The sequence below is a fragment of the Mycobacterium sp. 1245801.1 genome, from assembly GCF_001673055.1.
Lineage (GTDB): Bacteria > Actinomycetota > Actinomycetes > Mycobacteriales > Mycobacteriaceae > Mycobacterium > Mycobacterium europaeum_A.
The window spans coordinates 1-19,567 of the sequence record NZ_LZKY01000348.1 but is presented as its reverse complement, the minus strand read 5'-3'; the positions used below and the strand labels follow the sequence as shown (position 1 = coordinate 19,567).

Annotated in this window: 23 protein-coding genes, 1 tRNA gene and 2 pseudogenes; 13 read left to right on the top strand and 13 right to left on the bottom strand. The window is 67.5% G+C overall.

The window, feature by feature from the left end; genetic code table 11:
• Positions 1 to 222, bottom strand: a 222-nt coding sequence (locus A5622_RS21635; RefSeq protein ID WP_369829250.1) for an ArsA family ATPase, incomplete at its 3' end; no start/stop codon positions are given.
• A 72-nt stretch (positions 223 to 294) separates the two neighbouring features.
• Between A5622_RS21635 and A5622_RS21630 the strand changes: the two are divergent.
• Positions 295 to 1,044: pseudogene (locus A5622_RS21630) on the top strand (ArsA family ATPase); the annotation flags it as partial.
• A 233-nt stretch (positions 1,045 to 1,277) separates the two neighbouring features.
• On the opposite strand, the gene A5622_RS21625 reads toward A5622_RS21630, so the two are convergent.
• On the bottom strand, positions 1,278 to 1,628 hold the full coding sequence (locus A5622_RS21625; RefSeq protein ID WP_007772220.1) for a WhiB family transcriptional regulator: 351 nt from the start codon (positions 1,626 to 1,628) through the stop codon (positions 1,278 to 1,280).
• 353 nt (positions 1,629 to 1,981) lie between these two features.
• Between A5622_RS21625 and ponA2 the strand changes: the two genes are divergently transcribed.
• The 5 genes from ponA2 (at position 1,982) to A5622_RS21600 (ending at position 7,702) form a co-directional block, all read left to right on the top strand.
• Complete coding sequence (gene ponA2, locus A5622_RS21620; RefSeq protein WP_066867660.1) at positions 1,982 to 4,414, top strand: transglycosylase/D,D-transpeptidase PonA2; 2,433 nt, start codon at positions 1,982 to 1,984, stop codon at positions 4,412 to 4,414.
• 140 nt (positions 4,415 to 4,554) lie between these two features.
• On the top strand, positions 4,555 to 5,490 hold the full coding sequence (locus tag A5622_RS21615) for a metallophosphoesterase (RefSeq protein ID WP_156753045.1): 936 nt from the start codon (positions 4,555 to 4,557) through the stop codon (positions 5,488 to 5,490).
• Entirely contained in the window at positions 5,487 to 6,611 is a 1,125-nt protein-coding gene (locus A5622_RS21610) for a PLP-dependent cysteine synthase family protein (protein ID WP_066881107.1), read from the top strand. The genes A5622_RS21615 and A5622_RS21610 overlap by 4 nt, the downstream gene beginning before the upstream one ends.
• A gap of 61 nt (positions 6,612 to 6,672) precedes the next feature.
• Positions 6,673 to 6,749 (top strand) — tRNA-Pro (locus A5622_RS21605).
• A 263-nt stretch (positions 6,750 to 7,012) separates the two neighbouring features.
• Positions 7,013 to 7,702 (top strand): GAF and ANTAR domain-containing protein, encoded by a 690-nt coding sequence (locus A5622_RS21600; RefSeq protein ID WP_066867669.1) that lies wholly within the window; start codon positions 7,013 to 7,015, stop codon positions 7,700 to 7,702.
• 44 nt (positions 7,703 to 7,746) lie between these two features.
• Here A5622_RS21600 and A5622_RS21595 read toward each other — a convergent pair whose 3' ends face one another.
• The 3 genes from A5622_RS21595 to A5622_RS21585 all read right to left on the bottom strand — a co-directional run bounded on the left by A5622_RS21595 (position 7,747) and on the right by A5622_RS21585 (position 9,271).
• Positions 7,747 to 8,394 carry a restriction endonuclease gene (locus A5622_RS21595; RefSeq protein ID WP_066867672.1) on the bottom strand — a complete coding sequence of 216 codons (648 nt, stop codon included), beginning with the start codon at positions 8,392 to 8,394 and terminating at the stop codon, positions 7,747 to 7,749.
• Between the two features lie 100 nt (positions 8,395 to 8,494).
• Complete coding sequence (locus A5622_RS21590) at positions 8,495 to 8,797, bottom strand: DUF4193 domain-containing protein (protein WP_066867675.1); 303 nt, start codon at positions 8,795 to 8,797, stop codon at positions 8,495 to 8,497.
• A gap of 156 nt (positions 8,798 to 8,953) precedes the next feature.
• The gene (locus A5622_RS21585; protein ID WP_066881106.1) at positions 8,954 to 9,271 is read right to left on the bottom strand and encodes an MnhB domain-containing protein; all 318 of its coding nucleotides are present in this window, start codon (positions 9,269 to 9,271) and stop codon (positions 8,954 to 8,956) included.
• A 206-nt stretch (positions 9,272 to 9,477) separates the two neighbouring features.
• On the opposite strand from A5622_RS21585, the gene A5622_RS21580 reads away from it, so the two are divergent.
• Positions 9,478 to 10,194, top strand: a complete 717-nt coding sequence (locus A5622_RS21580) for an HAD family hydrolase (protein WP_197508072.1) — start codon at positions 9,478 to 9,480, stop codon at positions 10,192 to 10,194.
• Positions 10,195 to 10,208: 14 nt separating this feature from the next.
• On the opposite strand, the gene A5622_RS21575 is transcribed toward A5622_RS21580, so the two are convergent.
• The 3 genes from A5622_RS21575 to A5622_RS21570 are packed head-to-tail and all read right to left on the bottom strand — an operon-like array spanning position 10,209 to position 11,241.
• On the bottom strand, positions 10,209 to 10,709 hold the full coding sequence (locus A5622_RS21575; RefSeq protein ID WP_066867681.1) for a DUF6328 family protein: 501 nt from the start codon (positions 10,707 to 10,709) through the stop codon (positions 10,209 to 10,211).
• Positions 10,710 to 10,717: 8 nt separating this feature from the next.
• Entirely contained in the window at positions 10,718 to 10,852 is a 135-nt protein-coding gene (locus A5622_RS30540) for a hypothetical protein (RefSeq protein WP_255361713.1), read from the bottom strand.
• 20 nt (positions 10,853 to 10,872) lie between these two features.
• Positions 10,873 to 11,241 carry an STAS domain-containing protein gene (locus A5622_RS21570; RefSeq protein ID WP_231997738.1) on the bottom strand — a complete coding sequence of 123 codons (369 nt, stop codon included), beginning with the start codon at positions 11,239 to 11,241 and terminating at the stop codon, positions 10,873 to 10,875.
• Between the two features lie 171 nt (positions 11,242 to 11,412).
• Between A5622_RS21570 and A5622_RS21565 the strand changes: the two genes are divergently transcribed.
• From A5622_RS21565 to A5622_RS21540, 6 genes are all read left to right on the top strand, one after another.
• A complete protein-coding gene (locus A5622_RS21565) occupies positions 11,413 to 12,306 on the top strand; it encodes an STAS domain-containing protein (protein ID WP_066867687.1) in 894 nt (297 codons plus the stop codon).
• A gap of 31 nt (positions 12,307 to 12,337) precedes the next feature.
• Entirely contained in the window at positions 12,338 to 12,727 is a 390-nt protein-coding gene (locus A5622_RS21560) for an STAS domain-containing protein (protein ID WP_066867698.1), read from the top strand.
• Entirely contained in the window at positions 12,717 to 13,127 is a 411-nt protein-coding gene (locus tag A5622_RS21555) for an anti-sigma regulatory factor (protein WP_066867701.1), read from the top strand. Before A5622_RS21560 ends, A5622_RS21555 begins: the two co-directional genes overlap by 11 nt.
• 46 nt (positions 13,128 to 13,173) lie before the next feature.
• Positions 13,174 to 13,746 carry a SpoIIE family protein phosphatase gene (locus tag A5622_RS21550; RefSeq protein ID WP_066881104.1) on the top strand — a complete coding sequence of 191 codons (573 nt, stop codon included), beginning with the start codon at positions 13,174 to 13,176 and terminating at the stop codon, positions 13,744 to 13,746.
• The gene (locus tag A5622_RS21545; RefSeq protein ID WP_066867707.1) at positions 13,743 to 15,959 is read left to right on the top strand and encodes a SpoIIE family protein phosphatase; all 2,217 of its coding nucleotides are present in this window, start codon (positions 13,743 to 13,745) and stop codon (positions 15,957 to 15,959) included. The genes A5622_RS21550 and A5622_RS21545 overlap by 4 nt, the downstream gene beginning before the upstream one ends.
• An 87-nt stretch (positions 15,960 to 16,046) precedes the next feature.
• On the top strand, positions 16,047 to 17,060 hold the full coding sequence (locus tag A5622_RS21540) for an iron-containing redox enzyme family protein (protein WP_082990578.1): 1,014 nt from the start codon (positions 16,047 to 16,049) through the stop codon (positions 17,058 to 17,060).
• Here the strand turns inward: A5622_RS21540 and A5622_RS28575 are convergent.
• The 5 genes and pseudogenes from A5622_RS28575 to A5622_RS21520 form a co-directional block, all read right to left on the bottom strand.
• Positions 16,996 to 17,241 (bottom strand): CDGSH iron-sulfur domain-containing protein, encoded by a 246-nt coding sequence (locus tag A5622_RS28575; protein ID WP_082990579.1) that lies wholly within the window; start codon positions 17,239 to 17,241, stop codon positions 16,996 to 16,998. The two genes, A5622_RS21540 and A5622_RS28575, sit on opposite strands and share 65 nt — an antisense overlap.
• Positions 17,238 to 17,927 carry a HemK2/MTQ2 family protein methyltransferase gene (locus A5622_RS21535; protein ID WP_066867713.1) on the bottom strand — a complete coding sequence of 230 codons (690 nt, stop codon included), beginning with the start codon at positions 17,925 to 17,927 and terminating at the stop codon, positions 17,238 to 17,240. The genes A5622_RS28575 and A5622_RS21535 overlap by 4 nt, the downstream gene beginning before the upstream one ends.
• A 103-nt stretch (positions 17,928 to 18,030) precedes the next feature.
• Positions 18,031 to 18,585 carry a type 1 glutamine amidotransferase domain-containing protein gene (locus A5622_RS21530; protein ID WP_066881102.1) on the bottom strand — a complete coding sequence of 185 codons (555 nt, stop codon included), beginning with the start codon at positions 18,583 to 18,585 and terminating at the stop codon, positions 18,031 to 18,033.
• A gap of 38 nt (positions 18,586 to 18,623) precedes the next feature.
• Positions 18,624 to 19,037, bottom strand: a complete 414-nt coding sequence (locus A5622_RS21525; protein WP_066867719.1) for a malate dehydrogenase — start codon at positions 19,035 to 19,037, stop codon at positions 18,624 to 18,626.
• A gap of 187 nt (positions 19,038 to 19,224) precedes the next feature.
• A pseudogene (locus A5622_RS21520) lies at positions 19,225 to 19,567 on the bottom strand (LLM class F420-dependent oxidoreductase); the annotation flags it as partial.

Genomic DNA, 19,567 nt, shown 5'->3' with positions numbered 1-19,567 from the left:
ATCGAGCGCGGTGCGCGACGGCGGCGTATCCACGACCACCAAATCCCAGCGATCCTCGGCCAGCAACTGGCCCAGCTTCTCCATCGCCATGTACTCCTGCGTGCCGGCAAGCGAACTGGCGACGGTCTGATAAAACTGGTTGTCCAGAATCGCCTGCGCGCGACCGGGTCCCGAGTACTGGACCACCATCTCGTCGAAGGTACGGCGCATGTCGAGCATCATCGCGTGCAGCTCGCCGGGAACCTCCGCCGCCAGCGGGACGCGTTGCGGCGTGTTGCCGAGGTCGCTGACCCCCAGCGCCTGGGCCAGTTGCTGGCCGAGGATCGCTGGGATTTGGTGGTCGTGGATACGCCGCCGTCGCGCAACGCCCTGGACTTCCTGGACGCGCCCAAGCGACTGGGCAGCTTCATGGACAGCCGGCTGTGGCGGCTGCTGCTGGCGCCGGGCCGCGGCATCGGGCGGTTGGTCACCGGCGCAATGGGTTTGGCGATGAAGGCGATGTCGACGATCCTGGGTTCACAGATGCTCGGCGACGCCGCGGCGTTCGTGCAGTCGCTGGACGCCACGTTCGGCGGCTTCCGCGAGAAGGCCGATCGCACCTACGCGCTGCTGAAGCGGCGCGGGACGCAGTTCGTCGTGGTGTCGGCGGCCGAGCCCGACGCACTGCGCGAGGCGGCGTTCTTTGTCGACCGCCTGTCGCAGGAAGGGATGCCGCTCGCCGGGCTGGTGTTGAACCGCACCCATCCGCCGTTGTGCTCGCTGCCGGCCGAGCGGGCGATCGATGGCAGCGAAATGCTGGACCAGGACGGCGATTCCGAGTCCGCGTCGCTAGCGTCGGCGGTGTTGAAGATTCACGCCGACCGTGCGCAGACCGCCAAGCGAGAGATCAGGCTGCTGTCGCGGTTCACCGGGGCCAACCCGCACGTGCCGGTGATCGGGGTTCCGTCGCTGCCGTTCGATGTTTCGGATTTGGAGGCGCTGCGAGCGCTCGCCGATCAGATCACTTCGGTCGGTGACGATGCGGGCCGGGCAACGGCCCGCTGAGGAACCGGCCAATCCGAACTACGTCGGTGACGATGCGGGCCGGGCAACGGCCCGCTGAGGAACCGACCAATCAGAACTACGTCGGTGACGATGCGGGCCGGGCAACGGCCCGCTGAGGAACCGGCCCGCTGAGGATCCGGCCGGAGCCCGTCGTAACAGAAACGTAATGACGAATGGCGGGACGTCGGCCCTGCCCGCGCCGATCGACCGACGGCCCGTCGGGCCGGTGGAGATCAGCCGACGCTGCGGGTCCGCCTCTTGTCGAAGAAGTCCGCCCAGGAAACCACCTCGGGGTGCTGCTTGAGCAGGGCGCGGCGCTGCCGCTCGGTCATGCCGCCCCAGACCCCGAACTCGACCTTGTTGTCCAGCGCGTCTGCCCCGCATTCCTGCATGACCGGGCAATGACGGCAGATCACGGCCGCTTTACGCTGGGCCGCTCCGCGGACAAACAGTTCGTCGGGATCGGTGGTCCGGCAGAGCGCCTTCGAGACCCAAGCGATCCGTTCTTCGGCATCGACACTGCGGAGTACCCCTTGTGCGGCTGCAATGTTTGTCCTACGCGCCGCCGGCCGTATTGGTGACACGAACTGTTCCCTTTCCCTACCGGCCGCCCGTCACGGCCGCCCTCCTCGGGTGCAGATCCTGACCTAGCGATCTACGCCACACTATGTACGTCGGTGTTACCTGAATCTCACCGTGTGTCTAAGTTAGGTGGTCAGGTGCCAATTGCGCAACAGTCCGATAACGCTTTTTTTGGGACGGGCGTGCCGTCTCGTACCAAACGATAGGCGAAGAAGTGATCTTGCACACTCTGTTGCACGTCTGACCTGTGACGCAACTGCAAATTCAGACCCGCCGCCACCGGTCTCAAGATGACGCAAATTTTGGAAGAACGTGCAGCGTGGCGGCGTGACTGGGGGCCGCTACTGTAGTAGCCATGTCAGACCGCCCCCCGGCCGCGCTCACGATCCTCAAGCTTGCGGGGCTTTGTTTGTTGGCCAGCGTCGTCGCCACCGCTCTGCTGTTCCCGTTCGCCGGCGGAATAGGACTGGTGTCCAATCGCGCCTCGGAAGTGGTGGCCAACGGCTCGGCCCAGCTGCTCGAGGGCGAGGTGCCCGCCGTGTCGACGATGGTCGACGCCAAGGGCAACACCATCGCCTGGCTGTATTCGCAGCGCCGGTTCGAGGTGCCCAGCGACAAGATCGCCAACACGATGAAGCTGGCCATCGTCTCCATCGAGGACAAGCGGTTCGCCGACCACAACGGCGTGGACTGGAAAGGCACCCTGACCGGCCTGGCCGGCTACGCCCGCGGCGACGTGGACACCCGGGGTGGCTCGACCATCGAGCAGCAGTACATCAAGAACTACCAACTGCTCGTCACGGCGAAAACCGACGCGGAGAAGCGCGCGGCGGTGGAGACCACCCCGGCCCGCAAGCTGCGCGAGATCCGCATGGCGTTGACGCTGGACAAAACCTTCACCAAGCCCGAGATCCTGACCCGCTATCTGAACCTGGTGTCGTTCGGCAACGGCTCGTTCGGCGTGCAGGACGCAGCCCAGACCTACTTCGGCATCAACGCGTCCGACCTGAACTGGCAGCAGGCGGCGCTGCTGGCGGGCATGGTGCAGTCGACCAGCGCGCTCAACCCGTACATCAACCCAGAAGGCGCGCTGGCACGGCGAAACCTGGTGCTGGACACCATGATTCAGAACATTCCGCAGGAGGAGGAAGCACTGCGCGCCGCCAAGGCCGCGCCGTTGGGCATCCTGCCGCAGCCCAACGAGCTGCCCCGCGGCTGCATCGCTGCGGGCGACCGCGCCTTCTTCTGCGACTACGTCCAGGAGTACCTGTCGCGGGCCGGGATCAGTAAGGAACAGGTGGCCCGGGGCGGCTACCTCATCAAGACGACGCTGGACCCGGATGTGCAGATCCCGGTCAAGGCGGCCATCGACAAATTCGCCAGCCCGACCCTGCCGGGGATATCGAGCGTGATGAGCGTGATCCAGCCCGGCAAGACGTCGCACAAGGTGATGGCCATGGCCAGCAACCGCACCTACGGCCTCGACGTCGACGCCGGCCAGACCATGCGCCCGCAGCCGTTCTCGCTGGTCGGTGACGGCGCGGGATCCGTCTTCAAGATCTTCACCACGGCCGCGGCCCTGGACATGGGCATGGGCATCAACGCCACCCTCGAGGTGCCGGGCCGGTTCCAGGCGAAGGGCATGGGTAGCGGCGGGGCGAAGGGCTGCCCCAAGGACAACTGGTGCGTGGTCAACGCCGGTAACTACCGCGGGTCGATGAACGTCACCGACGCGTTGGCCACCTCGCCCAACACCGCCTTCGCCAAGCTGATCCAGCAGGTCGGTGTGACGCGCACGGTGGACATGGCCATCAAGCTGGGGCTGCGGTCCTACGCCGACCCCGGCACGGCCCGCGACTACAACCCCGACAGCAACGAGAGCCTGGCCGACTTCGTCAAGCGGCAGAACATCGGCTCGTTCACGCTGGGCCCCATCGAGGTGAACGCGCTGGAGCTGTCCAACGTCGCGGCCACCCTGGCCTCGGGCGGCACCTGGTGCCCGCCCAACCCGATCGACAAGCTGGTCGACCGCAAGGGCAACGAGGTCGCCGTCACCACCGAGACCTGCGACCAGGTGGTGCCCGACGGTCTGGCGAACACGCTGGCCAACGCGATGAGCAAGGACGCCCTGGGCGGCGGCACGGCGGCCGGTTCGGCGAGCGCGGCGGGCTGGGACCTGCCGGTGTCCGGGAAGACGGGCACCACCGAGGCGCACCGCTCGTCGGGCTTCGTGGGCTTCACCAACCACTACGCGGCGGCCAACTACATCTACGACGACTCGACGAACCCCACCGATCTGTGCTCCGCCCCGCTGCGCCACTGCGCCGAGGGCGACCTGTACGGCGGTAACGAGCCGGCCCGCACCTGGTTCACCGCGATGAAGCCGATCGCCACCAATTTCGGACCCGTGCAGTTGCCGCCCACCGATCCCCGCTACGTCGACGGGTCGCCCGGGTCACGGGTGCCCAGCGTCGCCGGCCTGGATATCGACGCGGCACGCCAACGCATCAAGGAGGCCGGCTTCCAGGTCTCCGACCAGAACAACTTCGTCAACAGCAGCGCGAAGCAGGGCGAAGTGGTCGGCACGACGCCGAGCGGCGCGACGATCCCGGGCTCGATCATCACCATTCAGGTCAGCAACGGCATCCCGCCGGCCCCGCCGCCGCCACCGGAAGGTGCACCGCCGCCGGTCGGTTCGCAGGTCGTCGAGATCCCGGGCCTGCCGCCGATCACCATTCCGCTGCTGGCGCCGCCACCACCGGCACCCGGCCAGCCGCCGCCGCCATAAGCGTCGTGACGTCAAGAGATACGCTGTCAGTCCCCGACCGGCAGTAGGCTGCCAGCATGGCTGATGCTCAAGTCCCGATTGCCCGGCTCCTCCCCGGGCCGCCTCGCGGCCCGCATCGTCGCCGAGCCGTGCCCGTCCTGATGCGTGCCGGCGCCGCCACCCTTGCTTCGAGCGTCGCCGGCCTCGGCTATGCCGCGGTCATCGAGCGCAACGCGTTCGTCCTGCGCGAGATCACCATGCCCGTGCTGTCCCCCGGCTCGACTCCGCTGCGGGTGCTGCATATCAGTGACCTTCACATGACGCCCGGGCAGCGCCGCAAACAGGCGTGGCTGCGCGAGCTGGCCGGCTGGGAACCGGACCTGGTGGTCAACACCGGCGACAACCTGGCCCACCCCAGGGCGGTGCCGTCGGTCATCCAGGCCCTGGGTGACCTGCTCTCTCGCCCGGGTGTCTTCGTGTTCGGCAGCAACGACTACTTCGCGCCGAAGCTGAAGAATCCGCTGAACTACGTGACCAATCCGTCGCACCGGGTCCGCGGTGAACCGCTGCCCTGGCAGGACCTGCGGGCGGCGTTCACCGAGCGCGGCTGGCTCGATCTCACCCACACCCGCCGCGAGTTCGAAGTCGCCGGCCTGCACGTCGCGGCCGCGGGCGTGGACGACCCGCACCTGGACCGGGACCGCTACGAAACCATCGCCGGCCCGGCCAGCCCGGCGGCGAATCTGCGGCTGGGACTGACCCATTCGCCCGAGCCCAGGGTGCTGGACCGGTTCGCCGCCGACGGCTATCAGCTGGTGATGGCCGGGCACACGCACGGCGGCCAGGTGTGCCTGCCGTTCTACGGCGCGCTGGTGACCAACTGCGGCCTGGACCGCTCGCGCGCCAAGGGACCGTCGCGCTGGGGCGCGAACATGCAGTTGCATGTGTCCGCCGGCATGGGGACCTCGCCGTTCGCGCCGGTGCGATTCTGCTGCCGCCCGGAGGCGACCCTGCTGACGTTGATCGCCACCCCGATGGGCGACCGCGACGCGGCCAGCGACCTGAGCCGTTCGCAGCCAACAGCATCGGTGCGTTGACCGGCGAGACCCGGATCGCGGTCCGCAGCCGCTCGCGTTGCTGGACCGACAATGCGATCCGGCTGATCCAGGCCGACGCCCGGCGCAGCGCCGACACCCATCTGCTTCGCTATCCGCTGCCGTCGGCGTGGAGCATGGGCGGTCCCGGCGCCCAGGTCGCGCTGTACCTCAAAGACGAGACCACGCACATCACCGGCAGCCTCAAGCACCGGCTGGCCCGCTCGTTGTTCCTCTACGCGCTGTGCAACGGCTGGATCGACGAGGGCACCACCGTGGTCGAGGCGTCGTCGGGTTCGACGGCGGTGTCCGAGGCCTATTTCGCCGCCCTGCTGGGGCTGCCGTTCGTCGCCGTGATGCCGGCGGCGACGAGCACGTCGAAGGTGGCGCTGATCGAAGCCCACGGCGGCCGTTGCCATTTCGTGCAGAGCGCCAGCGAGGTCTACGCCGAGGCCCAGCGGATCGCCCACGAGACCGGTGGGCACTACTTGGACCAGTTCACCAACGCCGAACGCGCCACCGACTGGCGGGGCAACAACAACATCGCCGAGTCGATCTTCGAGCAGATGCGCGAGGAGGAGCACCCCGTCCCGGAGTGGATCGTGGTCGGGGCGGGCACCGGCGGAACCAGCGCCACGATCGGGCGCTACATCCGGTACCGGCGCCACGCCACTCGGTTGTGCGTCGTCGACCCGGAGAACTCCGCGTTCTTCCCCGCCTATGCCGAAGACCAGAACGACCTGAACGACCTGGTGCTGCCCGGCTCGTCGCGCATCGAGGGCATCGGCCGGCCGCGGGTGGAGCCGTCGTTTCTGCCCGGCGTGGTCGACCGGATGGTGGCCGTCCCGGACGCGGCGTCAATCGCGGCCGCGCGGCACGTCAGCGCCGTGTTGGGGCGCCGGGTGGGGCCGTCGACGGGGACCAACCTGTGGGGTGCGTTCGGCCTGCTCGCCGAGATGGTCGCCGAGGGCCGCAGCGGTTCGGTCGTCACGCTGCTCGCCGACAGCGGCGATCGCTACCGCGACACCTATTTCAGTGACGAGTGGGTGCGGGCGCAGGGATTGGATCCGACCGGCCCGGCCGAGGCGCTGGTCGAGTTCGAGCGATCGTGCACCTGGACGTGACCTCGCGCACCGCGGTTTGGCCAGCCGACGGCCCGGTGCGATAGGCTGTCGGAGCTTCAAGCGGGGTGTGGCGCAGCTTGGTAGCGCGCTTCGTTCGGGACGAAGAGGCCGTGGGTTCAAATCCCGCCACCCCGACCAGTTGGACATCCGTCGCTCGTCAGCCGCGGCGGAGGGTCGCGACCGGCGTCTGGCCCCCGTCAACCGGGGTCCGTCCAGAGTCGGTATCGGGCGCAATCGGCGGAAACCCGGCCGATATAATGGATCTCACCGTCATGCTAAGCAGACAGCATCGACTTTCGTCGCCGTCATAGCTAATCAGTGATCGCCTCGCGAGACCGCAGGCTGCAGAAAACGGCGCGGAATTGCCTGTAACCGGTCTCGAAGCATGAGGGCGACATTCAGTGACCAATTTTGACGATCTGACCCTGTTCACCGACGTTCTGCGCGCCATCTATTCGGCGGACGCGTCTGACTTCCCCCAGGTGCTCGACGACCTGACCAGCGCGGCCGCGCGCTGGGTGCCGGGGGCTCAGGAAGCGGGGATCACCGTCACCAGCCGGCAGAACGAGATCAGCACCCCGTCGGTCACCCACGACAGCGCCCGCCTGCTGGACGAGTTCCAGCAGCGCCACCTGGAAGGGCCGTGCGTGCACGCCGCGTGGACCCGCAAGGTCGTCGTCATCGACGACCTCGAGATGGACCAACGTTGGCCGAAGTATCAGGCCGACGCGCTCGCCCACACGCCGATCCGCAGCGTTCTGTCGCTGCCGATGTTCGCCGACGAGCTGAGCATGGGCGCCCTGAACTTCTATGCCGATCGCCCGCAGGCCTTCTCCGAGGACTCCCGTCGGATCGCCGCCATCTTCGCGACGCTGGGCGCCCTGGCGTGGAGCAACGTGGTGCGCACCCAACAGTTCAAGGAAGCCCTGAGCACCCGCGACATGATCGGCCAGGCCAAAGGCATCCTCATCGAGCGCTACGACCTCGACGATCAGACCGCCTTCAACACGCTGATCAAACTCTCGCAGAGCATGAACACCCCGCTGCGGGACATCGCGCGCAGGGTGATCGATGACGCCACCCGGCGCTGACACCGGCGTGACGGCCCGAACATGCTGTGGCGCAGAGGCTCTCGTTAGGCGTCCCACTCCGGTTCCAGCCGCTGCGGCCGGGCGTGGGGAGCGACCCCGGGTGTGCGCCGCGGGCCCCGGCCGGGAACGGTGGCGATTCGCGTCCAGCTGTGCAATTGGGTGCGCGCCACCAGACGGCAGTGATGGGTGCTGGCCAGCCGGCGAGCCGCCTTGGTGAAGGTCTGGTTGGTCACCACGACCGTCCGGTTGCAGCCATGGTGCAGCGCCCCGGCCACGACCTGCTGGACCGCGGCCACGCCCACCGCCTTCGCCAGCCTTTTGCATTGAACGGCCATGCGGGCACCGTCCTTCTTGGCGATCAGGTCCACGCCGTAGTCGCCGGTGCTCGCCGTCGGGGTGACGCTGTAGCCCGCGATCCGAAGCTGTGCCGCAACGAATTCCTCGAACTCGGTGCCCGACATCCGATCGATGGTCCGCAGCCCGGCTTTCGCGCATTTGAGGTCGCGGCGTCGCTGCGCGTCGGCCTGGTGGCGATCCCGTTGCAGCGAAAGCCACCACAGGATGGCCACCGCGGCGGCCAGGCCGACCAGGCCGGCCGCGCATCCCGCCGGCAGGCTACCGGTGGCCCGCTGCGTGAAATACCAAGGGAGCGCTAACCCCAGCGGCAGGAGCGACCCGAGCACCTTCTCCATCGTCCGCTGAACCTAGTGGATGCCACCGACAATCCAGCGCAGGTTCGCGGTCGCGGCGCGGGGCTCACGCGGGCCGGGGAGTCTTCCGGAAGAGCCGATCTCAGGCGCAGTCGGCGCACACCGGAAGGCCGGCGCTCGACGTGCGCATCCGGCTACGGTGCTGGACCAAAAAGCAGCTGGAGCAGGTGAACTCGTCGGCCCGCTGCGGAATCACGGTCACCGACAGCTCTTCCCCGGACAGGTCGGCGCCCGGCAGCTCGAAGAAGTGCACATCGTTGGGGTCCTCGTCCACCACGGTGGTGGCGGCTCCCTGCAGGGTCGGGGCCAATTCGCGTAGCGAGGACTTGTCCGGGGTGTCCGCGTCGGATATACGGCGTGCGTCGTAGTCAGTGGTGGTCGCCATCGGTGTTCCTTCCTGCTCCGGAACGGGTTGACGCACTTTCCTGTACTCACCCGTGGCGCAGGCAGTACCCCGTTCGGGGGTGTGCTACACCATTGCGACCGAAAAAATGTGCCCAATTCACCCGCTCGCCGCGGGATCAGGCGCGTACCGATTCCGTCAGCTGCTGGGCGGTGGCGCCGGCTGGTCGGAATGCTTGGCATGCCAGCGCAGTTCGGCATCGCGGACCTTGCGGTGGGTGCGCAGCAGCCAGGTCGCGCTCAGCGCGCCCAATATGACGGCGACGATCAGGGCGACGGCGCCGACCACCAGATGGCCGGCGGCCACGGCGAACAGGCCGACGGTGAGGGCGATCACCGCGAGGGCCGACCCGGCAAGCCCGGGTGCGTTGGCGCCGTTCTGGAGGGATTCGCCGGCGTGCGCACGGGTGGTACGGGCATGGTCGACTGGGGCGTTCTTGCGGTAATCCAACGTCATTCCTCGTCGAAAACTATTGTGTGCCAGCGTCATTCATACATACGGCCTAGGTCGGATCCGCTGGCAAGCACGGCACAGCCGTCCCGGCGCAGCGGATCATCACCCGGGGTACCCGTCGGTCCAGGGACCAAACGAAGGGTGGACCGTGTCAGTCACGCCCTGCGTGGGTATGCCGGGCACATGATTTCACGATCGCATGCGGGCGGGTGCCCCGGCACCGGCGCCGGGAGCCTGCCCTGACGGCGCGCGGCGGCCGCCCCGCCGTCCTGTTCGACGTCGACGGAACCCTGGTGGATTCCAACTACCTGCACGTGCACGCCTGGCAGCGCGCGTTCGACGCCGAGGGCATGGTGGTGGCGTCCTGGCAAATCCATCGCTGCATCGGTATGGACGGATCCACGCTGGTGCGCAAGCTCTCCGACGACGCCCCGGCCGACGTCCAGGAGCGCCTCAGCGACAAGCACAGCGAGTACTACCGGGAGATCACGCCGCTGCTGCAACCGCTGCCCGGCGCCCGCGACCTGCTGCGCCGCGTCGCCGAGCTGGGCTTGCAGGTGGTGCTGGCCAGCTCGGCGCCCGAAGACGAACTGGAGATCCTGCGCAAGGTGCTCGATTGCGACGACGTCATCTCCGCGACCACGTCGTCACGCGACGTCGACACCGCCAAGCCCGAACCCGGCATCGTTAACGTGGCCCTGGACCGCGCCGGTGTGGACGCCGAACACGCCGTGTTCGTCGGAGACGCCGTATGGGACGCACGCGCCGCGTCCGGCGCGGGAGTGCCGTGCATCGGGCTGAGCAGCGGCGGCATCGCCCGCGCGGAACTGCAGGAGGCGGGGGCCGACCCCGTCTTCGCCGATCCGCGTGACCTGCTCGAACACCTGACGTCCACCCGGATCGCGGCGCTCGCGCCCGGTCGCTGACCGGCGGGGTCGCGTCACTCGCCGTGCGTCCGCAGCATCAGTGGCAGCACCCACCAGAAGAAGGTGAACAGCGGCAGCGCACACCCTCCGGCTATCAGGCCCACGGTCCGCCCGGCCACCGCGGCGAAGATGATCGTGGTGAGGCCGATGACCGCCAGACCGAGCAGGGCCAGCCCGGCATAGGCACACCGGTGTGCGGCCGAGACCAGGACTTGTAGCCGATGACGCCGGAAGAGCATCCGGTGCATGGCCACCGGCGCGATCAGCAAGACGGTCGCGCACACCGCGCACACCACACTGGCCAAATAGACCACCCGCATCGGCGGCCCCAACACGTCGAAGCGCTGCTGGAACGGCAGGGTCAACAGGAATCCGGTCAGCAGCTGCACCCCGGTCTGGACCACGCGCAGCTCCTGCAGCAGGCTGTTCCAATTGCGGTCCAGCCGTTGAACTTCTGTCTCGCCGCGCGCACGGCGATCCCACCGCTGGTCCGATTGCGGATGGTCGACGTCCATAGCCCCGATCATCGCACCTGCGCCGGGCGCGCAGACCGCTTCAGGCCGGCGGTGTCCTCGAGAAAAAACGCAGAATAGGCGCCGAAATCGACGAGATGCGAAATTGGAATCGCCGCATCCGCGCCAAAGGCGTTGTCAGGCAAGCGATGGGTAAAGCGCGGCGCTAGCTGTTGAGTGTGCCGTCCCGCACGCCGGTCAGTGCGTCGTCGAGCGTCGGATACAGCGGGAAGGTCTTGTCCAGACCGGTCAGGTGGATCGGCCTGCGGGTGGCCGGACCGCGTGCGACCACGCCGAACCCGGTCTGCTTGCCCAGCTTCTCATACGTCGCGGCCAGGATCTTCAGGCCGACCGAGCCGAGAAACTCCACCGCCGAGAGATCGATGACCAGCGCCGTCGGGCTATCGGCGACGACAGCGCTAATGGCTTGTTCCAGCGCGGGCGCCGTGACCAAATCGATTTCGCCGCTGACACTGACCACGGACACCCCGTCGTGGTCTTCAACCAACGTGGTAATCGAATCAGGAGCTGACAATGGCAATCCTTTGTCCTGGGCCTTGAGTGCCTTAAGCGTGGTTCAACCCTAGCCTGCCGTTACGAACTGCGAGAAGAATATGCCCTCTACACGTGCCCCGCGACAACCCAGGCTAGTCTCGCAAAAGGAACTGCAGACCGCAGGGCGCGACGTGGCTACTCGGGAGGCCAGATGTCAGATTCGCCGTCGGATTTCAACAGTACCGGCGCCGCCGCGCAGACCGTGGGTATTTCCAGCGAGGGCCTACTGCCGCAGCTAGTTCAGCATCTACGGCAGAATCGGACGATTTTGCGCGAGGAATGGGCCCGCCGCATCACCGAGGCGCAGTTGCTCACCGCGATGACCCCGGAGGAGATTTTCTCCGAGGCGACGACGGTGTACGACAGCTACGTCGAGGTGCTCGAGACCGGTAGCGTCGAGGCACTGCAGGACTACGCGCGCGACCTGTCCGAGCGCATCATCCCGCGCGGTGTGGAGACCGACGAGGTACTCGGCATCGTCCTGCTGCTGCGCGACGTGCTCGCCCGCTCGCTGTTCGAGAAGTACCAGACCGACTTCGACATGCTCAATCGGGTGCTGGACGCCTACGAGCCGGCGGCAAACCGCATCGCCAACACGGTGGGCGTGTCGTTCGTGCAGGAACGCGAGCGCATCATCCGCCAGCAGCAGGAGGCGATCCGCGAGCTGTCGACGCCGGTGCTGCAGGTGCGTGAGCAGCTGCTGATCCTGCCGATCATCGGCGTGCTGGATTCTCAGCGCGCCCGCCAGGTCACCGAACAGCTGCTGCGGGCCATCCGCGCGAACCGGGCCAAGGTGGTGGTCATCGACATCACCGGTGTGCCCACCATCGACTCGACGGTAGCCAACCACCTGGTGCAGACCGTCGACGCGTCGGGGTTGATGGGTGCCAGCGTGATCATTACCGGCCTATCCTCCGAGATCGCGCTGACGCTGGTGACCATCGGGCTGGACCTGTCGAAGATGAACGCGGTCGGCGACCTGCAGGGCGGCATCGAGGAGGCCGAACGCCTGCTGGGCTACGAGGTCACCCGCACCGGCGAATAGACCGGCTAACCACCATCGACACGAGCACGCTATGCCAGTACCGATCCTGAAGCAGGGCTCGATTCTCATTGCGTCGGTACAGGCCGCCCTCACCGACTCCGACGCCGAACGCCTTCGTTATGACCTCATGGAACGGGTCAGCCAGTTCCGCGCCCAGGGCATCATCGTCGACGTCACCGCCATCGATGTGATGGATTCCTTTGCCGCGCGGTCGCTGCGGACCATCGCGCACATGACCCGGCTGCGCGGCGCGGACACCGTGATCGTGGGGTTGCAGCCGGAGGTGGCCTTCGCGATGGTGCAGCTGGGTCTTGAGTTCGACGACATGAACACCGCGCTGGATCTTGAAGAGGGCCTCGCCCTGCTGAATCGCCAAGGCGGCGTGGGGAAGTCAACGATCGGGCTCGACGGTGGCGGCTGATATCGTCGTCGCCATCGACCACCCCGACGACATCGTCGAAGCCCGCAAGGCCGGACACCAACTCGCCCTCGATCTGGGATTCTCCCTTACCGACGTCACGATGATCGCCACGGCGATCTCGGAGATCGCGCGGAACATCACCAGCTACGCGGGCCGCGGCGCGGTTCGGGTCGCCGTCGCCGATCGGGAGGGACGCGAAGCCCTGGTGGTGCGCGCCGAAGATCAGGGCCCCGGCATCGCCGACATCGAGCGGGCGATGGAAGACGGCTACACGACCGGACGGGGTCTGGGCATGGGCCTGCCGGGTGCCCGCCGCCTGATGGACCGGTTGGTAGTCGAGTCGACCCTGGGCCAGGGGACCGTCATCGAAATGTGGAAATGGGTTCCCCCTCGTGCATAAGAACGGGCGTTTCGGACCTATCGAATGGGCAAGGGCGGGTAGGCCTTTGCCGAGCGAGGACACCTCCGGTGATCGGGGCATTGCCGTCGACATCGCCGGTACGGCCGCATTGTTCGGACTGGTGGACGGGCTCGGCCACGGGCCTGCCGCCGCCGACGCCGCGCTGCGGGCGGTCGACACGGTCACGCGGGCCGCGTCGGAGCCGATCGAAGTGTTGATCCAACTCTGTCACCGGGTGTTGGCAGGCACCAGAGGAGTCGCAATGACGTTGGCGCGGGTCGACTTTGCCGACAACACGGTGACGTGGGCCGGCGTGGGCAATGTCACCGCCCATCTGGTGGCCAAGGCACCAACCGGTATCCATATCCAGTCCACGGCACGTCTCATTGGCGGCATCGTCGGTTATCGCATACCGGAAATCAGACCAGCGCAAGCCGTTTCGATTCGCCCCGGTGATCTGCTGCTGATGCGGACGGACGGAATCATCGAAGACTACCTGGACCATATCGACTTTTCGGCCCCGGCGGTCGCCATCGCCGAAGGACTCCTCGGCAAGGACGCGAAGGAGACCGACGATGCGATGGTGCTGGCCGCGCGGCACCGGGGAGTGACGATGTGAACGCCCACCACGACTTTTACGACCAGTACGAGGCCGCGTTACGCGCCTACGTCGATTCGCGTGACGAGGCGACCCTGTCGGTCGGCAACGAGCTCGGGCGCAGGGCCCTGCAGGAGCAGATCAGCCTGCTCGACATCGTCGAGCATCACGTGCGGCTGGTCTTCGAAATTGCGACGGACGTGCGCGTGGATGCGCCGATCGCGCTGGAGTTCCTGCTGCAGCTGCTGGTTCCGCTGGACGTCGCGACGCGTGGCTTCATCGACGGCAACAGACGCTACGCCGAACAACGGGCCCGCGCCGAGGGGCTGGCCGATCGCGACAAATTCCGCACGGCACTGGTGAATTCCCTGCAGGAAGGCTTCTTCGTCGCCGATCACGAGGGCTCGGTGGTCGAGATGAACAGTGCCTTCATCGAGATCCTCGGGTATTCCAGCGAGGGTCTGCCGTATCGATGGCCGCACCCCTGGCTGGTCGACACCAAGACGGCGGCCGAACAGATAACCCGGGTGCTGAGCCACGGCCGGGCCGACTACGAAACACCGATTCGCCACGCCGACGGGCATCTGGCGTGGGTGAAGGTGAGCATCAACGCAGTCAAGGAAACCGGCAGCGATCGAGATGCCTACGTGGGAACGATCCGTGACGTCACCGCCGAGCGCGCCTTCGCGGCCCGGGAGAGCGCGGTGCTGCGGCTGGCCACCGCGGTGGCGGTGGCCAAAAGCGTGGACGAGCTGCTGTCGATCACCCTCGACGAGTGCAGCGCGGCGATCGACGTGCAGCGGGTAATCGCGGTCTCGTGGCCCAACGGTGACGGCGACCCGACCGTCCAGGTGGCGGGCGAGCCGTCCGCCTCGTCATGGCGCGCGCTGGAGCCGTGGTTGCGCAACACCTTTCAGGACGCGCGCCACCAGCTGCCGCTGACGGCGAAAACGATTGAGGCGCCGGGGAATCCAGGCAAGGCGCAGGGACTGGTCGCGGTGCTCTCCGGCACCGGGAACCTGGCGCTGTGGCTCGAGCTGCGCACACCGCGGTGGGTCAGCGGGGAGGATCGGCTGCTGGTCACCGTGTTGATCAGCCACCTGAGTCTGGCCATGCAGCACGTGCGCCAGTTCGAGAGCGCGCGCGAGACGTCGCTGACCTTGCAGCGCGCCATGCTGCCGCCGGTTCAGCCGCCGCCGGGCTTCACCGTTCGCTACGAACCCGCGGTGCCGCCCTTGGAGATCGGCGGCGACTGGTACGACGTGCTCCCGATCGGCGAGCACCACATCGGCATCGTCGTCGGCGACTGCGTGGGCCGCGGCCTGCCGGCCGCCGCGATCATGGGGCAGCTGCGCAGCTCCGCGCGGGCGCTACTGATCAACGGCGCCGAACCCGCGGTGCTGCTCGATCAGCTCGACTCGGCGGCGTCGCTCATCCCGAATGCGTACTGCACCACGGTGTTCCTGGCGATTCTGGACACCGAGACCGGGGTGCTGCAGTACAGCAACGCCGGACACATGCCGGCCGTGCTGGCCGGGCCGGAGCCCGGCACGACCACGCTGTTGACCGATGCCGCGTCGGTGCCGCTCGCGGTCCGCCGGACCGAGCCGCGCCCGCAGACCACCCAGGTGCTGCCGCCCGGCTCGACGCTGATGCTGTTCACCGACGGCCTCGTGGAACGCAAACACGAATCGATCGACGACGGAATCGCCCGCGCCGCAGACGTTCTGGCGCAGACCATGACATCACCCCTGGACACCGTCGCCGATGAGGTGCTTCGTAAGCTGGCTCCGGCAGCGGGATATGACGACGACGTCGCGATGGTGATCTACCGCCATCAGCACAGCCCGCTGCGGATCGAAACCGTCGCCACCGCAGACCAATTGGTCAGCATCCGGCATCGGCTGGCGGACTGGTTGCGCGCCGGGGGCATCGGTGAAGACCTGACCGCCGACATCGTGCTGGTGGTCAACGAGGGGTGCACCAACTGCGTCGAACACGCTTACCGTGGTTTCGCCGCCGGAACCATGCTGCTCGAAGTCAGCCTCACCGACGACGAAGTGCGCACCCGGATCACCGATTACGGATCGTGGAAGACGCCGGCCGCCAACCCGGGCAACGGTGGCCGCGGCTTACCGCTGATGCGGATGCTCAGCGATTCCATGGACCTGGACACCACCGCCGCCGGCACCACCGCCGACATCACCTTCCGACCGCCGTCAGCGGCCGGCTGAGGCGGGCGGGGGACGTATGCGACCGCCGGCGCGCCGTTTGCCAGCCCCCGGTAGCGGGTAGACATCGGCGTGACCCACGCATCGACCATGACCGAACCCGTCCTGCCTGCAGCACACGGGCCGCTGTCAACAGCCGTGCGTTGCGCGCTGTCCGGCCCGCCCTCCGGCGATCACCTGACCCGTATCGGCGCGTCGGTGCGCGATTCAGATCCCTATGGTCTGGATCTGCAGCTGGCGCTGTCGATGTGCTACGAGCTGCACTATCGGGGTCTCGCCGGCGTCGACCCCGCCTGGGAGTGGAACCCGGCGCTGCTGGGGCTGCGCGCCGAGCTGGAACGCGTCTTTCTGGCCGGCGTGCGCCGCGATGTCGGACTCATCGACCCCGATCAGACCGCGGCGGCCGAGATGGAAGCGCTGACGGTCGAACCCGTCGACGGCACCGGCCCGTCGTACTACCTGCGCGACACCGGAACCTGGCAGCAGATGTGTGAATACTTCGTGCACCGCTCGCTGTATCACCTCAAGGAGGGTGATCCGCACGCCTTTGCCATCCCGCGGCTGCGCGGAGTGGCCAAAGCGGCATTCGTGGCAATCGAATTCGATGAGTACGGCGCCGGACATGGCGCGCGGTTACACCAGCAGCTGTTCGCGGATCTGCTGTCGGCGGCCGGACTGGACGCGACGTATTGGGGCTACATCGACGCAGTGCCCGCCGAATCGCTGGCGGTGGTCAACCTCATGTCGCTGTTCGGGCTGCACCGCTCGTTGCGCGGCGCCGCCATCGGGCACTTCGCCTCGACGGAGATCACCTCACCGCCGGGATCACAGCGCATGGTGAAGGCGTTGCGCCGCCTGCAGGCGCCAGCGGCCTGCGTCGAGTTCTACAGCGAGCATGTCGAGGCCGACGCGGTGCACGAGCACGTCGTGCGCATCGATGTCGTCGGCGATCTCGTCGCCCAGGAGCCGCAACTCGAGCACGACGTCATCTTCGGTATCCGGGCGCACGCCGCGGTGGAAGACCGCCTGGCGGAACGGATTATGACGTCGTGGCGCCAGAATCAGACGTCGCTGCGGCGGCCGCTGGAGCAGCCGACGCCTTGAGGCGTCGACACCTGCGATGGCTGGTGTCGCACAACGGATAACGGTCGCTGCGCCGGCAGGTACAGATCGCCACCATGAACCGGTCGGATTCCACGACCTCGCCGTTGGGCATCTCGATGCGCACCGGGCCCGAGACCAGCACGGGCCCGTTGGGCACCACCTGTACCCGGGTAGTGGTCATCGCTTTTCCGCGCGGATCACGATCAGCTCTTCTTCGCGCCGGCCGCGCGGGATCAGGCCGACGCTCTCCAACCATTGCGCCCGCGACGACAGCACCGGACCGAACGGTATCCATTTGGAGGCAATTACTTTCGCGTCCATCCCGGCCCACTTCAGGGCATCCAGCGACTGCTGCACGCCGGACAGCGCCGAATGCACTAGCAGCAGGGATCCGCCGTCGCGCAACAGCTTTGGCGCGGTCTCGCACAGCGGATCGAGGATCGTGCGGCCGTCCGCGCCGGCATTCCAGGCCCAGGACGGGCCGGCGGCCGGGCAGATCTCTTCGGTCTCGGCGCCGGGCGGGGTGGGGACATAGGGCGGGTTGGACACGACGACGTCGAACGGCGCGTCATCCACCGCGGCGTTCCAGGAGCCCTCGCGGACGTCGACCTGCACGCCGGCCACCGCGGCGTTCTCCCGGGCACAACGCACCGCCTGCGGGCAGATGTCGAAGGCGGTGGCACTCGCGCATCCCATCGCGGCAGCCGCGATCGCGACGAACCCGCTGCCCGTGCAGAGATCGAGCACACGACGCCCCGGGATCAGGCCGGAATCGTGCATCACGTCCACCAGCAAACGGGAGTCCTCCTGCGGCTGATACACGTTTGGCACCGGTGAAACAACGGGCTCGGGATACGTGGTTGTCACTGTTGGCCTTTCGAGAACCCTACAAGGATTGCCGCTGATCACGGCTTGGCGGGATAATGCCCGCAAACCGGCGCATTCAAACGGAACGGCCGAAAAGTCGCGGTCAGCCGGTAGTCGCCTGCGCGAATTGCTTGAGGATGGTCGCGCAAAACGCCGGAAGATCCGATGGGGAACGGCTGGTGATCAGGTTGCCGTCGACGACGACCTCCTCGTCGACGACATGGGCACCCGCGTTGCGCAGATCGGTGCGAATACTGGCGTACGAGGTCAGCGTCCGGCCCACTGCCACACCGGCTTCCACCAGCGTCCAGGGGCCATGACAGATGGCCGCCACCGGCTTGCCCGATCCGACGAAATCGCGAACGAAAGACACCGCGGATTTGTCCATGCGCAGCTTGTCCGGGTTCACCGTGCCGCCCGGCAGCACCAGGCCGTCGAAGTCGTCCACGGACGCCTCGGATACCTGGCGATCGACGGCAAACGTTCCCGCCGGTTCCAGATCGTGATTACGCGCCTGGATTTCGCCGTCCTTCAGCGACAGCAACTGGACTTTTGCGCCGGCCTCCTGCAGCGCCGCACGCGGCTGTTCGAGCTCGACCTTTTCCACACCGTCGGCCGCCAAAATCGCAATTTTCTTGCCTTGCAACTCGTTTGACATCGTCGGTCCCTTCCTGCGAATCACCGATTACTTTCGCCTCAAAGAGCTCGTAGCGCTGGAGCGCCTGATGCGGCCCCGTTGCCGGTCGTGCGTAGCGCCGTGTACAGGTCCAGTCCGGCGATACCGGACAGCAGTGCCGCCGAGATGGCGCCCTGGCGGCGTCGCCCCGGGCCGCGGGCGGCCACGCCCGCGATCAACAGGGCCATGTCCAGGACGTCCCCGGCCACCCGGGTCCACACCAGCTTGGCGGGACCGCCGAGCAGCGCGGCGCCATGGCCGCATTCGCGGACCCCGAGCGCGCGGATCACCCGTCGCGACCGGCTGGTGTCATCCACGCCCGCGATTGCGGCCACTTTGCCCGGGGCGACCAATTCGCTGACGCCGAGTCCGAAACTGGCACCGCTGAGGACCTTGACGAGTGTGTTCGTGGTGCCGTCGGTCTGATCGCTCAACTTTCACTCCCCCTTGCTTCGCCGGAAGACCTGTGTCCGGGCCACCGGCGGTGCGGCGGCGATTTGCGGGGCCAACGCCGCCGGAACGCCCGTCACGTCCCAGCTCTGCCGACGTCCCGACGCGCGTTGGCCGGCTCCGCACGACTGCGAACGCGGATACCCGGGCGGGAAGCGGTCAAACCTGCGATCAGTTTGCTGCGTCGCGCAACGCCGCGAGCAAAGGCTCCGCGGCCTCGGCGAGGAACCGCTCCTGGGCTTCCCCGCCGATCTGCACCAGCGCGATGTCGGTGAACCCGGCCTCCCAGTACGGCCGGACGCCCTCGACGATGGCATCGAGGTCAGGACCGCAGGGAATGGTCTCGGCGACGTCTTCGGGCCGCACGTACTGGGTCGCCCCGGCGAAGCCGGCCGGCGTCGGCAGATCCGCGTTGACCTTCCAGCCGCCGGCAAACCAGCGGAACTGGTCGTGTGCACGCTTCACCGCGGTGTCGCGGTCGGGATCCCAGGAGACCGGTATCTGGCCGACCACC

Excerpts from the sequence above, each read along its gene's own strand:
- A5622_RS21575 (WP_066867681.1), bottom strand. The coding sequence starts at position 10,709 with ATGGACGTCGACCATCCGCAATCGGACCAGCGGTGGGATCGCCGTGCG.
- A5622_RS21540 (WP_082990578.1), top strand. The coding sequence starts at position 16,047 with ATGACCGAACCCGTCCTGCCTGCAGCACACGGGCCGCTGTCAACAGCC.
- A5622_RS21585 (WP_066881106.1), bottom strand. The coding sequence starts at position 9,271 with ATGACGTTGGATTACCGCAAGAACGCCCCAGTCGACCATGCCCGTACC.
- ponA2 (WP_066867660.1), top strand. The coding sequence starts at position 1,982 with ATGTCAGACCGCCCCCCGGCCGCGCTCACGATCCTCAAGCTTGCGGGG.
- A5622_RS21530 (WP_066881102.1), bottom strand. The coding sequence starts at position 18,585 with ATGTCAAACGAGTTGCAAGGCAAGAAAATTGCGATTTTGGCGGCCGAC.
- A5622_RS21615 (WP_156753045.1), top strand. The coding sequence starts at position 4,555 with ATGCGTGCCGGCGCCGCCACCCTTGCTTCGAGCGTCGCCGGCCTCGGC.
- A5622_RS21565 (WP_066867687.1), top strand. The coding sequence starts at position 11,413 with ATGTCAGATTCGCCGTCGGATTTCAACAGTACCGGCGCCGCCGCGCAG.
- A5622_RS28575 (WP_082990579.1), bottom strand. The coding sequence starts at position 17,241 with ATGACCACTACCCGGGTACAGGTGGTGCCCAACGGGCCCGTGCTGGTC.
- A5622_RS21560 (WP_066867698.1), top strand. The coding sequence starts at position 12,338 with ATGCCAGTACCGATCCTGAAGCAGGGCTCGATTCTCATTGCGTCGGTA.
- A5622_RS21595 (WP_066867672.1), bottom strand. The coding sequence starts at position 8,394 with ATGGAGAAGGTGCTCGGGTCGCTCCTGCCGCTGGGGTTAGCGCTCCCT.
- A5622_RS21590 (WP_066867675.1), bottom strand. The coding sequence starts at position 8,797 with ATGGCGACCACCACTGACTACGACGCACGCCGTATATCCGACGCGGAC.